Annotated in this window: 15 protein-coding genes; 7 read left to right on the forward strand and 8 right to left on the reverse strand. The window is 70.5% G+C overall.

Features of this window, described 5'->3' with window-relative positions; all coding sequences use genetic code 11:
* Positions 1 to 117 precede the first annotated feature (117 nt).
* The gene (locus JD292_RS01785; protein ID WP_200131029.1) at positions 118 to 1,587 is read left to right on the forward strand and encodes an NCS2 family permease; all 1,470 of its coding nucleotides are present in this window, start codon (positions 118 to 120) and stop codon (positions 1,585 to 1,587) included.
* 31 nt (positions 1,588 to 1,618) lie between these two features.
* On the opposite strand, the gene JD292_RS01790 is transcribed toward JD292_RS01785, so the two are convergent.
* From JD292_RS01790 to JD292_RS01805, 4 genes are read right to left on the reverse strand one after another with little or no spacing between them, the layout of a single operon-like run.
* Positions 1,619 to 2,113: a MogA/MoaB family molybdenum cofactor biosynthesis protein gene (locus tag JD292_RS01790; RefSeq protein WP_200131030.1), complete on the reverse strand. Its 495-nt coding sequence runs from the start codon at positions 2,111 to 2,113 to the stop codon at positions 1,619 to 1,621.
* Positions 2,110 to 2,646 carry a cyclic pyranopterin monophosphate synthase MoaC gene (gene moaC, locus JD292_RS01795; RefSeq protein WP_200131031.1) on the reverse strand — a complete coding sequence of 179 codons (537 nt, stop codon included), beginning with the start codon at positions 2,644 to 2,646 and terminating at the stop codon, positions 2,110 to 2,112. Before moaC ends, JD292_RS01790 begins: the two co-directional genes overlap by 4 nt.
* Positions 2,639 to 3,910 carry a molybdopterin molybdotransferase MoeA gene (locus JD292_RS12415; RefSeq protein WP_200131032.1) on the reverse strand — a complete coding sequence of 424 codons (1,272 nt, stop codon included), beginning with the start codon at positions 3,908 to 3,910 and terminating at the stop codon, positions 2,639 to 2,641. Before JD292_RS12415 ends, moaC begins: the two co-directional genes overlap by 8 nt.
* 7 nt (positions 3,911 to 3,917) lie before the next feature.
* Positions 3,918 to 4,166, reverse strand: a complete 249-nt coding sequence (locus tag JD292_RS01805; protein ID WP_200131033.1) for a MoaD/ThiS family protein — start codon at positions 4,164 to 4,166, stop codon at positions 3,918 to 3,920.
* 52 nt (positions 4,167 to 4,218) lie between these two features.
* Between JD292_RS01805 and JD292_RS01810 the strand changes: the two genes are divergently transcribed.
* Both JD292_RS01810 and JD292_RS01815 read left to right on the forward strand, forming a co-directional pair.
* A complete protein-coding gene (locus JD292_RS01810; protein WP_233613224.1) occupies positions 4,219 to 5,412 on the forward strand; it encodes a ThiF family adenylyltransferase in 1,194 nt (397 codons plus the stop codon).
* A gap of 50 nt (positions 5,413 to 5,462) precedes the next feature.
* Positions 5,463 to 5,885 carry a molybdenum cofactor biosynthesis protein MoaE gene (locus tag JD292_RS01815; protein ID WP_200131035.1) on the forward strand — a complete coding sequence of 141 codons (423 nt, stop codon included), beginning with the start codon at positions 5,463 to 5,465 and terminating at the stop codon, positions 5,883 to 5,885.
* An 80-nt stretch (positions 5,886 to 5,965) separates the two neighbouring features.
* On the opposite strand, the gene moaA is transcribed toward JD292_RS01815, so the two are convergent.
* Genes moaA through JD292_RS01835 form a run of 4 tightly spaced genes read right to left on the reverse strand, consistent with a single transcriptional unit; the run spans position 5,966 to position 9,295 of the window.
* Positions 5,966 to 7,129 (reverse strand): GTP 3',8-cyclase MoaA, encoded by a 1,164-nt coding sequence (gene moaA / locus JD292_RS01820; protein WP_233613225.1) that lies wholly within the window; start codon positions 7,127 to 7,129, stop codon positions 5,966 to 5,968.
* A gap of 36 nt (positions 7,130 to 7,165) precedes the next feature.
* Positions 7,166 to 8,023, reverse strand: coding sequence for an ABC transporter permease (locus JD292_RS01825; RefSeq protein WP_439649257.1), 858 nt, complete (start codon positions 8,021 to 8,023; stop codon positions 7,166 to 7,168).
* Between the two features lie 28 nt (positions 8,024 to 8,051).
* Positions 8,052 to 8,894, reverse strand: coding sequence for a molybdate ABC transporter substrate-binding protein (modA, locus tag JD292_RS01830; protein ID WP_200131037.1), 843 nt, complete (start codon positions 8,892 to 8,894; stop codon positions 8,052 to 8,054).
* Entirely contained in the window at positions 8,891 to 9,295 is a 405-nt protein-coding gene (locus tag JD292_RS01835; RefSeq protein ID WP_200131038.1) for a TOBE domain-containing protein, read from the reverse strand. Before JD292_RS01835 ends, modA begins: the two co-directional genes overlap by 4 nt.
* Before the next feature lie 291 nt (positions 9,296 to 9,586).
* Between JD292_RS01835 and JD292_RS01840 the strand changes: the two genes are divergently transcribed.
* The 4 genes from JD292_RS01840 (at position 9,587) to JD292_RS01855 (ending at position 12,317) form a co-directional block, all read left to right on the forward strand.
* Positions 9,587 to 10,234, forward strand: coding sequence for an AmiS/UreI family transporter (locus JD292_RS01840; RefSeq protein WP_200131039.1), 648 nt, complete (start codon positions 9,587 to 9,589; stop codon positions 10,232 to 10,234).
* Between the two features lie 73 nt (positions 10,235 to 10,307).
* Positions 10,308 to 10,595, forward strand: a complete 288-nt coding sequence (locus tag JD292_RS01845) for an FmdB family zinc ribbon protein (RefSeq protein WP_200131040.1) — start codon at positions 10,308 to 10,310, stop codon at positions 10,593 to 10,595.
* 61 nt (positions 10,596 to 10,656) lie between these two features.
* A complete protein-coding gene (gene fmdA, locus JD292_RS01850) occupies positions 10,657 to 11,907 on the forward strand; it encodes a formamidase (protein ID WP_200131041.1) in 1,251 nt (416 codons plus the stop codon).
* 182 nt (positions 11,908 to 12,089) lie between these two features.
* Entirely contained in the window at positions 12,090 to 12,317 is a 228-nt protein-coding gene (locus tag JD292_RS01855; RefSeq protein ID WP_200131042.1) for a hypothetical protein, read from the forward strand.
* Positions 12,318 to 12,336: the final 19 nt, after the last annotated feature.

The raw sequence follows: 12,336 nt of genomic DNA on the forward strand, positions 1-12,336 counted from the left end.
GGTTTTCCTGGGCGGGCATCGGGCGTTTTCGCGGGCCCCCGCCGCGACACGCCCGCGCGACCAGTGGTAACGTACTTCTGTTCAGCCAACACTCAGCTTGAGGAAACGGGGTCATCGGTGGCAGAGGTAGATCAGGACGCCGCAGCGCGTTCGACGGTGGAGCCGAAGGGCGGCATCGACCGCTTCTTCCAGATCACCGAGCGCGGTTCGACGTTCGGAACGGAGATCCGCGGCGGTCTCGTGACCTTTGTCACGATGGCCTACATTGTGATCCTGAATCCGATCATCCTCACGAGCGGCGTGGATGTCGAGGGCAATTCGCTCGCGTTCCCCGCGGTGAGCGCGGTCACCGCGCTCACGGCCGGCGTGATGACGATTCTCTTCGGCATCGTTTCGCGCCTCCCGTTCGGTTTCGCCGCGGGACTCGGTATTAACGCGTTCCTCGCGTTCTCGGTCGTCGGCCACGTGACGTGGCCCGAGGCGATGGCGATCGTCGTGATCAACGGCGTGCTCATCGTGATCCTCGCGGCCACCGGTCTGCGCCGCATGATCTTCGACGCCGTCCCGGTCGAGCTGAAGCTCGCCATCACGGTCGGCATCGGCCTCTTCATCGCATTTATCGGCTTCGTGAACTCGGGCTTCGTCACCGCGACGGGCCAGGGCTCGCCGCCCGTCGGCCTCGGCAGCGGCGGCTCGGTCGTCACGATCCCGACGCTCATCTTCGTGCTCACCCTCGTGATCACGGGCATCCTCGTGGCCGCGAAGGTCAAGGGCGGGCTCCTCATCGGTCTCGTTTCGGGCACCGTGATCTCCGTGATCGTGGAGTCGATCGCTCACCTCGGCCCGCGCGTTGGCGCGGACGGCGAGGTGGCGAACGCGGGCGGCTGGGGGCTCACGGTTCCGGAGCTCGGTTCGGCGCCCTTCAGCCTGCCCGATCTGAGCCTCGTCGGCGCGGTGAGCTTCGACCTGAGCCGCGTGGGCATCGTGTCCGTCGTGATGCTGGTCTTCACGCTCCTCTTCACGAACTTCTTCGACGCCATGGGCACGATGACGGGCCTGTCCCGTGAGGCGGGCCTCGCCGATGACAAGGGCAACTTCCCGCGCCTGAAGTCGGCGCTCGTCGTCGAGGGCGTCGGCGCGATCGCGGGTGGCATGACCTCCTCGTCGTCGAACACGGTGTTCATCGAGTCGGGGGCAGGCATCGGAGAGGGCGCGCGCACGGGCTTCGCGAACCTGATCACGGGCGGAATGTTCCTGCTCGCAATGTTCTTCACCCCGCTCACGCAGATCGTCCCGACGGAGGTCGCGGCCGCGGCGCTCGTGATCGTGGGCGCGCTCATGATGGCGCAGATCAAGAACATCGATCTCACCGACTTCCGCGTGCTGCTGCCCGTGTTCCTGACGGTCGCGGTCATGCCGATGACCTACTCGATCGCGAACGGCATCGGCGCGGGCTTCGTTGCCTGGGTGCTCGTGCACGCGTTCAGCGGCAGGGCGCGCACGATCCACTGGCTGCTCTGGGTCGTGGCGGCCGGATTCGTCGTGTTCTTCGCGCGCGGGCCGCTCGAAGCGCTGATCGCGGGGTAGTTCCCGGGATCGAATTGCTGGCGGCGGGTCGTCAGCGCGGCGGGTGACCGTCCGCGCTGCCGGCCCGCTGCTGTATGAGGTGCCCGATCAGCGGATCGAGCACGGCGAGCCCGTCGCGGACGCCACCGGGGGAGCCCGGCAGGGTCATGATGAAGGTGCGGCCGGCGAACCCCGCCACACCGCGGGTGAGGAGCGCTGCGGGGAGCTGCTCTGCGCCCCGGCGCCGGAGCGCCTCGATGAGTCCGGGAACGCGGACGTCGAGCAGCGGGTCGACGATCTCAGGGGTGCAGTCCGTGGGGGAGACGCCGGTGCCTCCCGTGGTGAGGATCACGTCGGGGTCTCGGTGGAGCGTCCCGGCGAGCGCGGCGGCTGCCGGCTCGCCGTCGGCCGCGATGACCGGATCACCCACGGCGAAGCCGCGCTCGGCGAGCCAGTCCGCGATGACGGGGCCGGTGCGGTCCTGAGCCTCTCCCGCTGCGGCGCTCGTCGAGATGACGAGCACGACCGCGGTGCGCCTCGCGCTCACTCGAGGCTCCAGTCCCCGCTCTTCCCGCCGGCCTTCGCGAGGACGCGGGTGCCCGTGATCGCGGCGTGCTTGTCGACGGCCTTGATCATGTCGTAGAGGGTGAGCGCGGCGACGCTCGCGGCGGTGAGGGCCTCCATCTCGACGCCGGTCACGCCCTTCGTGGTCACGGAGGCGATGATCCGGACGCGGTCCTCGCCCGGCTCGAAGTCGATCGCCAGCTTCGTGAGCGGGAGCGGGTGGCACAGCGGGATGAGCTCCCAGGTGCGCTTCGCCGCCATGATCCCCGCGATTCGGGCCGTTCCGAGTGCCTCGCCCTTCGGGAGTTCGCCCGCGACGAGGCGGCCGATCACGTCCGGCCGGGTCTCGAGAAACGCCTCGGCGCGCGCGGTGCGCTTCGTGACGGCCTTTTCCGTGACGTCGACCATGTGGGCGCTGCCGTCGGCGCGGAGGTGCGTGAGGCCCTCCTGGGTGTCGGCTGCGGCCGCGGGATCGCTTGCGGCCCTGGTCGGGTGTGCGGGCTGCTGATCAGTCATCGAGTCTCCAGATTTCGACGGTGTCCCCGGCCTCGAGGCGCGTGACGCCGAGGGGGATGTGGGCGATGAGCTCGGCCGCAGCAAGGTCGGCGAGCAGGTGCGAGCTGGGCGGGGTGACGCGCACCCGGCCGTCGGTATCGAGGTTTCCGCGCCGGAGCTGGTGCTTCATGGCGGGCGAGTCGACGGCGTCGGCGAGTTCGCGGTGCTCGCTGCGGCGCGGGGTCCGGCCGGCGAAGGAGCGGAGGAGGGGGAGCAGGAATGCCTCGGCCGAGAGCGCGGAGCTTACCGGGTTGCCGGGGAAGCACAGCACGGGGGTGCCCCCGGGCAGCGCACCGAGACCCTGCGGTCCGCCCGGCTGCATGGCGACCGCGAGGAAGTCGATGCCGGCCGGGGTGAGCGCCTCGCGGATCACCTCGAAGGCTCCGGCGCTGATCCCGCCCGAGGTGACGACGAGATCGAAGCGCGGCGCCTCCTCGCGCAGCAGTGCGGTGACGGCCGCGGGCTGATCCGCGACGCGACGCGAGACGACCTCCGCGCCGGCACCGCGCAGCGCCGCGGCGAGCAGCGGACCGTTCGCGTCGAAGATCTGGCCAGGGCGGGGTGTTTCGCCGGCCCCTGCGACCTCGTCCCCGGTCGCGAGCAGCAGCACGCGGGGGAGTCGCACCACGGGCACCTCCGAGATCCCCGCGTTGGCGAGCAGGCCAATGCGCGCGGGGGTGAGGCGAACCCCCTGATCAACGAGGATCTCGCCCTGAGCGAGATCGCTTCCCGAAGCGCGCACGAAGGTGCCAGGGGCGGGTGCCTCGGAGAAGCTCACGGTGCCCTCCGGCGCGCGGGACGGCGCATCGCCGGGCCGCACGAGAGAGGTAAAGCGGTCGGGATCTGACCGTTCGATGGGGATCACGGCGTCGGCGCCGTGCGGGATCGGGGCGCCCGTCATCACGGGAGAGGCCGTGCCGGGTGCGAGGGTGAGCGGGGGGTCTCCGGCGGCAGCGGTCAGGCCGATCGGGAGCGTCGCGCGCGAGCCATCCGTCGCGAGGAGCGCGGCCACCTCGGAGGCGCGCACCGCGTACCCGTCCATCTGCGAATTGTCGAAAGGCGGGAGCGGAATGGCCGAGCGCAGCGGCGCGGCGGCCGTGCGGCCCGCGAGACCGGGGTCGGCGATCCCGATGGCCTCTGGGGCGTCGGCAGCGGCTCGCTCCAGCGCGGGCTGAACGAGCTCGCGCACCGCCTCGGCGTGCTCTGCGATCGTGCGGGAGGCCACCGCCGGATTACCCGCCCGCGAACGCGGGGAGCACGTCGACGCGCTCGCCCGAGATCGCCCCGCCGTCGCAGCGGACGGCCCCGTCGACGAGGAACGAGCCCGTTCGCAGCACGCGCTCCATCGGTGCGCCGAAGCGCTCGACGAGGGCGGCGCGCAGGGCGTCGAGGGACTGCGGGGCCGCACCGGGCCAGGACTCTTCCTCGCGTCCGGCCGCATCGGCCGCGGCCGCGAAGTATCGCACCGTGAACTCTGCCATGAGGCCATGCTACCGCTCGCGCCTCGCCCAGCCCGCTCATAGGATGGTGGGCATGGATGCCGCCGCGAATCGCCGACCCGGGCCTCTCGTCGCGCCGCTGCCCGAGCTCTCAGCGGCGGCCGCCGCTCGCGCGCGCAGGCAGATCGTCATGGCCGGCTTCGGTGAGGAGGCGCAGCGGCGCCTCGCGGCCGCGAGCGTCCTCGTGATCGGGGCGGGCGGTCTCGGCTGCGCGTCGGTGCCGTATCTCGCGGGAGCGGGCATCGGCCGGATCGGGATCCTCGACGACGACGTCGTCGAGCTCTCCAACCTGCACCGCCAGGTCGAGCACCGCACCGAGGATCTCGGGCGTTTCAAGGCGGACTCCCTCGCGGACGCCGTCGCGCGGCTCGATCCCGGGATCACGGTGGACCGCCTGATCACGCGCCTCACCGCGGAGAACGCGCGCGAGATCTTCGCCGGATACGACCTCGTGATCGACGGCAGCGACAATTTCCCGACGCGGTACCTCGCGAACGACGCGGCCCAACTCGTCGGCATTCCGCTCGTGTGGGGCGCGATCCTGGAGCGATCCGGCCAGGTGAGCGTGGCCTGGCACGAGTACGGGCCCGGGTATCGCGATCTCTTCCCGGTCCCGCCGCAGGCGGGCGCCGTGCTCAACTGCGCCGAGGCCGGTGTCCTGCCCGGGCTGTGCGGCACGATCGGCTCGCTGCTCGCGACGGAGGTGCTGAAACTCATCACGGGTGTCGGCGACCCCCTGATCGGCCGCGTCCTGCTGTACGACGCGCTGCAGGCGCGCACGCGCGAACTCGAGCTGCGTCGCGACCCGAACGCCGAACCGATCACCGAGCTTGTCGATTACGAGATCCTGTGCGGGATCGAGCCGAGCGCCGCCGGCGCCGAGGCCGCAGCGGAGGGCTCAGCCGGGCTTGCCGTGCTCACGGGCGAGGAGCTCGCGGAGCGCGCCGCCGCCGGCCTCGCGCCGCGGCTGCTCGACGTGCGGTCGGCGCCGGAGCGCGAGGAACGCCGGATCGCCGGCTCCGAGTGGCTCGATGTGGACCGGATCGAAGCGGGGGAGAACCCGGATCCCGATCCGGCCGGTCGCCCGCTCGTGATCTACTGCGAACGCGACCCGCGCTCGATCCGCGCCGCTCGCGCCCTCGCCGGGCGCGGTTTCGCGGGGGTCGGGTACCTGCGCGGCGGCATCGACCGGCTCGCCCGCACGGCCCCCGAGCTGGTCGAGCGATGATCGCCCCCGTTCCCGATGAGCGCCAGCACCCGAACGACAAAGGAAGCCGAATGCCGCACACCCCCGAACTGCTCGCGATCGTGACGGACGCGCCGATCGATGAGGCCGCGATCCGCGACGCCGTCGAGGCGCCCGAGTGCGGTGCGCTCGTGATGTTCCACGGCATTGTCCGCGATCACGACGGCGGCCGCGGCGTGACCGCCCTGGACTACCGCTCGCATCCGGAAGCGGAGCGCCTGCTCGCGGAGTGCGTCGCGGCGGAGGTCGCGCGCACGGGGCTGCGCCTCGCCGCGGCTCACCGCGTTGGCGCGCTCCGGATCGGCGACGCCGCCCTCGTCGCTGCGGCGAGCGCCGCGCACCGGGCCGAGGCGTTCGCCGCAATCGAGCAGCTCGTGGAGCGCATCAAGCGCGAGGTGCCGATCTGGAAGCGGCAGCACTTCGAGGCGGGCGAGAGCGAGTGGGTCGGGCTGTAGCCGTGATGCGGAGCGTGCGGCCGACCTCCCCTTCGGGGCGCTGAGTCGCGCGATTCGGGGGTGCTGACCGGGCGTGTGCGCTAGCCGCCGATGTACGACATCTCGATGCGGTCCCGGTCGGGGGCGGCGTTCGCGGCGCGCAGCTCGGAGTAGCGGTCGTCGCGGGTCTCCCACACGCCCGTGAGCGCGGCGGTCACGGCGTCATCGTCGGCGCCGTCGCGGAGCAGCGCGCGCAGGTCGAAGCCGTGGTTCGCGAACAGGCAGGTGTAGAGCTTGCCGTCGGCTGAGATGCGGGCGCGCGTGCAGGTGCCGCAGAATGCCCCGGTCACGCTGGAGATCACGCCGATCTCGCCCGCGCCGTCCGCGTAGCGCCAGCGGCGGGCCGTCTCGCCGTATCGGGCCTCCGCGGCGGGTTCGAGCGGGTGCACGGCAGAGATCGTGCGCACGATCTCTGCCGAGGGCACGACGTCGTCGAGACGCCACCCGTTCGAGGATCCGACGTCCATGTACTCGATGAATCGCAGCGTGATGCCGGTCCCGCGGAAGTGCTCCGCGAGCGGCACGATCTCGTCGTCGTTGACTCCGCGCTTCACGACGGCGTTGACCTTCACGGGCCCGAGGCCCGCCTCACTCGCGGCCTCGATCCCGTCGAGCACGCGGGCGAGCGGGAAACGCACATCGTTGATCGCCTGGAAGCGCTCCTCGGAGAGGGAGTCGACCGACACGGTGACGCGGTCGAGCCCCGCGGCCTTGAGCGCCTCGGCCTTCACGCGCAGCGCCGAGCCGTTCGTGGTGAGCGCGAGGTCGGGCTTGCGTCCGTCCGGCGTGCGGAGCGCGGCCAGGCGTTCGATGAGATCCTCGATCCCTCGCCGGAGCAGGGGTTCGCCGCCGGTGATCCGGAGCTTGTCGACGCCGAGCGCCACGGCGGAGCGGGCGAGACGCTCGATCTCATCGAAGCTCAGCAGCTCATCGCGCTCCATGAAGACGTAGTCGCGGCCGAAGATCTCCTTCGGCATGCAGTACACGCAGCGGAAATTGCAGTGGTCCGTGACGGAGATCCTGAGGTCCTTGAGCGCCCGCCCGCGGCGGTCGGCGAGCCCAGACGACGGCAGCTGCCTCGCGGCCCTGCGGCGGCCCGGTTCGGCCCGGTCGCGGTCGGTATCGGCGCGTTCCGATGCCGTGGTTCCGGCCGATTGCGCCGCGTCGGCACCCGCCGCGATCGCGGACTTCATCAGGTCTTCCATGGCGCCCCCTTGCGGGATCACCCTACCAGGGGAAGATCAGGCCCCCGAGCGCGCTGCGACCCGGATCGCACTCCGGCCGTGGAGGAGCACCAGGGCGACGATCGAGACCGCGATGAGGACGAGCGAGAGGGTGAGGGCCATGTCCTGCGTGACCCCGGCGCCGTTGAATGCGGTGTAGATCGCGAGCGGCACCGTTCGCGTTGTTCCCTCCGCGTTTCCCGCGAACAGGGCGGTGGCGCCGAACTCGCCGAGCGAGCGGGTGAAGCACAGAATCGTACCGGCCGCGAGGCCCGGGGCGACGAGGGGGAGGGTGATCCGGAACAGCACCGACGAGGGCGACGCCCCGAGCGTCGAGGCGGCCTCCTCGAAGACGGGATCGATGCCGCGGAGCGCCCCCTCGACCGCGATGACGAGGAACGGGAGCGAGACGAACACCTGCGCGATGACGACGGCGCCAGTGGTGAACGGGATCTGGATCCCGAGTCCGCTGAAGAACTCGCCGAGCGCTCCACCGCGCCCGAGCAGGGAGAGCAGCGCGAGCCCGCCCACGAGTGGCGGGAGCACGAGCGGCAGGGTGACGATCGCCCGCAGCAGCGCCGCCCACACCCCGCTCGCCCGCGAGATGACCACCGCGAGCGGCACGCCGAGCGCGAGACAGCACACCGTCGAGAGCGCGGCGGTCCCGAGGGAGAGGCCGAGCGCGCTCGCCGTCTCCGGCGCCGCGAGCACCGCGGGCACGGCGGCCCAGTCGATGCGCAGGAGCAGGGCGAGCAGCGGTAGCACGAGGACGGCCCCGCCCACGATCGCCGGTGCGACGGCAACGGCGGGGATCGGTCGAGCCCGCAGCCGGGCGGCGCCGTCGGCGCGCACCGCCCGGCGCTCGCGTGCCCTCACTCGGTGCCCCATTCGCCGTATCGCGGTCTCACGCCTGGTCGAAGCCCAACTGGTTCAGAACCTCCTGGGCGTGCTGCGAGGTGAGGAACTCGGTGAACGCGCGCGCCGCCTCGGGCGACTTTGCATCCTTGAGCGGGGCGATCAGGTAGAGCCCGGCGGCCTCGCTCGCGCCCTCGATCGCGATTCCCTCGACTTTTCCTGCGGAACGCAGGACGTCGGAGCGGTAGACGAGTCCGGCGTCGGCCTCTCCCGCCTGCACCTTGGTGAGCACCGCGGTGACGTTCTGCTCTTCGCTCGCGGGCTTGAGCGAGACGCCGTCGCGCGTGAGGAGGGTCTGCGAGGCGGCCCCGCACGGCACCTCGGCCGCGCACAGCACGACGGTCGGGGTCTTCCCGCCTGGAGTCTTGGCCAGGTCGGCGAGGGTGTGGATCCCGAGCGGATTCCCCGGAGCCACGGCGATCTGCAGCAGGCTCTTCGCGAAGGGCGTCGGGGCGCCGGCGACGAGGCCGGCGTCCTGCACCTTCTTCATGTTCTTCGCGTCGGCCGAGGCGAAGACATCGACGGGAGCGCCGCCGATGATCTGCGTGGCGAGGACGGAGGAGCCGTCGAAGGAGAGCGTCTCGAAGGTGACGCCGGGGTGCGCCCGCGCGAAGTCCTGGGTGAGCTGCTCGAACGCCGGCTGCAGCGACGCCGCTGCCGAAACGGTGAGCGTGCCAGAGATCTCCTGCGCGGCCTCATCGGACGCCTTCGCCTGATTCCCGTTGTCCTGGGCGCTGCAGCCCGCGGCAAGCAGGGTCAGCGTGGCGATCGCCGCGGCGGCGGACAGTGCGCGCGCGAAGCGGCGACGCGGTGCGGGGGCAGTGCTGATCATGCTTCGGGATTCCGTTCTGCTTCGATAATGACGGTCGTGGCTTTCACGATCGCGGTGGCCTGCGAACCGACCTCGATTCCCAGGTCGGTGAGCGCCTCGGCGGTCATGAGCGAGACGACGCGATTGGGGCCGCACTGGAGCTCGACCTGCGCGATGAGGCCCTCGGTTTGCACGGCGGTGACGATGCCGGTGAACGCGTTGCGGGCGCTCCTGCGATGCCCGGACTCGGTCTTGTCCGGCGCGAGTTCGATCGCGCGCTGCGCGAGCGAAACGCCCGAGACGGTCTTCTTGCCCTGCGCGTCGCGGCCGGATTCGAGGAGTCCGTCGGCTGCCCAGCGGCGAATGGTGTCGTCGCTCACGCCGATGAGTGCGGCGGCGTCGCTGATCCGAAAATGCGTCATAAAAGCGAGTCTATCGCCGCACCCGCGGGTCCTTCACCGTGTTTATTCCGCGGTTGCGGAGCCTCTGGCCGCTCAGCTGTTCCGGATGGCCTTCTATGTGGGTCGTTGCGACTACTTTGCCTGATCAGAGGTTAAAAATGTGTTCTTCATCCGGACGCGCGGCGGTCATTGACTTTGCCTCCGCGGCTACGGTAGCTTCGCAAATAAGCCGGTCGCATCCCGCGCACCGGCCGAGCGCAGCCGGGCGAAACCTGGTCCGGCGGCTCTTCGCAATGAGGCGAGGGGGACCAGATGAGCAGTGTCGGATTACTGTATGTCGGCGCGGTGCTGTGCATCAACGGGCTCATGCTCCTCGGGCTCATCCCCGCGAAAGCTGCGGCGGCCATGAACCTATTCGTCGGCGGAATGCAGGTCGTGTTCCCGACGATCATTCTGGTGCAGTCGGGAGGCGATCCGGCGATCATCCTCGGAGCATCCGGCCTCTTTCTCTTCGGCTTCACCTACCTCTACGTCGCATGGAACGCGCTCACCGGCGCCAGCGGCGAGGGCCTCGGCTGGTTCTCCCTCTTCGTGGCCTGCTGCGCCGTGGTCTATGGGATCCTGCAGTTCACCACCGTGCACGACCCGGTGTTCGGGATGATCTGGTTCTCGTGGGCCGCGCTCTGGCTCCTCTTCTTCCTGCTGCTCGCCCTCGGCAAGGACTCGCTCGACCGCTGGACGGGCTGGTTCGCCCTGTTCCTCGGCGTCGCGACCGGGGCAGTGCCCGCCTTCCTCCTGCTGACCGGGGCCTATCGAACCGGCATGACCGAGGGGCTGATCGCCGGGGTGATCCTGGCCGTGCTCTTTGTCGTCGCCGCGGTGCTCGGGCGGCGATCCGGAACCGGACCAGGATCCGCCCCTGCCGCGCCAGCCGAGACGCCACGCGCGACCACCGTCTGAGCCGGGACAGGCCCCCGGACCGGCCGACCGAACCACCGACCACTCACCACCGAAACACCGAGGAGAAGACCCGATGCCGAGTTACAGCTTCCGCTGCGAGGCCGGATGCCGATACGACGCGATGTACTCGATGGCCGAGGTGCCGAAGACGGCGGAGTGCCGCGTCTGCGGCGCGGAGGCGCGGCGGGCGGTCACGGCCCCGCACCTGTCGGGTGCCGGATCCTCAGCGTTCAAGCTCGTCGACAGCGCTGCCCGCAGCGCCCACGAACCGCAGGTCGTCGGGTCCCTCCCGACGGCGGGGCCAGCGAAACGGCAACCCGTGACGCGCAACCCGCTGCACGCAAAACTGCCACGTCCATAGCCGGGCGGTGCACCGCGACGGCGCCGATGCCGTCAACTGATGAAGGAAGAAGGTGGGGCTCATGCCCGAAACCATTTTCAAGCTGGACTCAAACAAGAAGTTCGTCGACCAGGAGAAACTCGGACACAACCGGTGGCACCCGGAGATCCCGCCGGTCGCAACGGTGAAGCCGGGGGAGTCGTTCCGCGTCGACTGCCGCGAGTGGTTCGACGGCGCGATCAAGAACGACGACTCGGCACAGGACATCCTCGACGCCCCGCTGCTCACCGTGCACACGCTGAGCGGCCCCTTCGCCGTCGAGGGCGCGCAGCCCGGCGACCTGCTCATCGTCGACATCCTCGACGTCGGCCCGATCCCGCAGGAGGAGGGTCCGCTCGCCGGCCAGGGCTGGGGCTACACGGGCATCTTCGCGAAGCGCAACGGCGGCGGCTTCCTCACGGACCAGTTCCCCGACGCGTACAAGGCCGTCTGGGACTTCTCCGGGCAGACCGCGACCTCGCGCCACGTGCCCGGCGTCTCGTTCACGGGACTCATCCATCCGGGCCTCATGGGCACCGCTCCCTCGGCGGAACTGCTCGCGAAGTGGAACGCCCGCGAGGGCGCCTTGATCGCGACGGATCCGGATCGCGTCCCGCCGCTCGCGCTGCCGCCCGAGGCGGAGCACGCCGTGCTCGGCGGGGTGCCGCGTGACGAGTGGGGCCGCGTCGGCTCGGAGGCCGCCCGCACCGCCCCGCCGCGTGAGAACGGCGGCAACCAGGACATCAAGAACCTGAGCAAGGGCACGCGCATCTTCTACCCCGTGTACGTCGACGGTGCGAACCTCTCGGTCGGCGACCTGCACTTCTCGCAGGGCGACGGCGAGATCACGTTCTGCGGCGCGATCGAGATGGGCGGCTTCATCGACCTCCGCGTCGACCTCATCAAGGGCGGCATGGAGACCTATGGCGTGTCGGAGAACGCGATCTTCATGCCGGGCAACGTCGAGCCGAACTACAGCCAGTGGCTCGCGTTCTCGGGCACCTCGGTGACGCTCGAGGGTGAGCAGCGCTACCTCGACTCGCACCTGTCGTACCAGCGCGCCTGTCTCCACGCGATCGACTACCTCGTGAAGTTCGGCTACAGCCCCGAGCAGGCTTACCTGCTCCTCGGCGCAGCTCCGATCGAGGGCCGCCTCTCCGGCGTCGTCGACATCCCGAACTCGTGCGCGACGGTGTACCTGCCGACCGCGATCTTCGACTTCGACGTCCGACCGTCGGCCTCCGGTCCGCACCAGATCGATCCGGGCATGGGCGCACCCCGCGCGGCCGGCTAGGCGGTTCCGCGCACCAGCCCCCGCGGGCCCGCGATTCGCTTCGCAGGCTCGCGGGGGCTGGTGCGTGCGGGGGAAGTCTCTCCGGGCGCCTGGCATCGAGAAGTAAGTGATTCTTCCCGTTCACAATGGTGCGAGGGGTGATCCCAGTTGCTGGGGAATCATCACGGGAGAGGAGCGGGTCGATGCGCAAGTGGAGCCCCGGCCTCGTGTGGGTCGGCGTCAGCCTGATCGTCATCGGCGCCGCGCTCACGGGCGTTCAGATTGCCTGGTTCGATCTGAACCTCGTTGCCGTGCTCTCGAAGGTGTTCCTCGTAGTCCTGGGCGTGGCGCTCCTCTGGCAATCCGCGCGAAACGGTCGAGGGCGCGAGAAGGCACCTCATTCTGCGTCAGGCGTAGAGGGCGCAGAATGAGGTGCATCCAGGGCGGGCT

This window comes from Leucobacter edaphi (genome assembly GCF_016522535.1).
GTDB classification, from domain to species: domain Bacteria; phylum Actinomycetota; class Actinomycetes; order Actinomycetales; family Microbacteriaceae; genus Leucobacter; species Leucobacter edaphi.

Bases quoted from the DNA above. Each gene is read 5' to 3' on its own strand.
- moaC (WP_200131031.1), bottom strand. From the start codon at position 2,646: ATGACTGATCAGCAGCCCGCACACCCGACCAGGGCCGCAAGCGATCCC.
- JD292_RS01805 (WP_200131033.1), bottom strand. From the start codon at position 4,166: ATGGCAGAGTTCACGGTGCGATACTTCGCGGCCGCGGCCGATGCGGCC.
- JD292_RS01810 (WP_233613224.1), top strand. From the start codon at position 4,219: ATGGATGCCGCCGCGAATCGCCGACCCGGGCCTCTCGTCGCGCCGCTG.
- JD292_RS01815 (WP_200131035.1), top strand. From the start codon at position 5,463: ATGCCGCACACCCCCGAACTGCTCGCGATCGTGACGGACGCGCCGATC.
- moaA (WP_233613225.1), bottom strand. From the start codon at position 7,129: ATGGAAGACCTGATGAAGTCCGCGATCGCGGCGGGTGCCGACGCGGCG.
- modA (WP_200131037.1), bottom strand. From the start codon at position 8,894: ATGATCAGCACTGCCCCCGCACCGCGTCGCCGCTTCGCGCGCGCACTG.
- JD292_RS01835 (WP_200131038.1), bottom strand. From the start codon at position 9,295: ATGACGCATTTTCGGATCAGCGACGCCGCCGCACTCATCGGCGTGAGC.
- JD292_RS01840 (WP_200131039.1), top strand. From the start codon at position 9,587: ATGAGCAGTGTCGGATTACTGTATGTCGGCGCGGTGCTGTGCATCAAC.
- JD292_RS01845 (WP_200131040.1), top strand. From the start codon at position 10,308: ATGCCGAGTTACAGCTTCCGCTGCGAGGCCGGATGCCGATACGACGCG.
- fmdA (WP_200131041.1), top strand. From the start codon at position 10,657: ATGCCCGAAACCATTTTCAAGCTGGACTCAAACAAGAAGTTCGTCGAC.
- JD292_RS01855 (WP_200131042.1), top strand. From the start codon at position 12,090: ATGCGCAAGTGGAGCCCCGGCCTCGTGTGGGTCGGCGTCAGCCTGATC.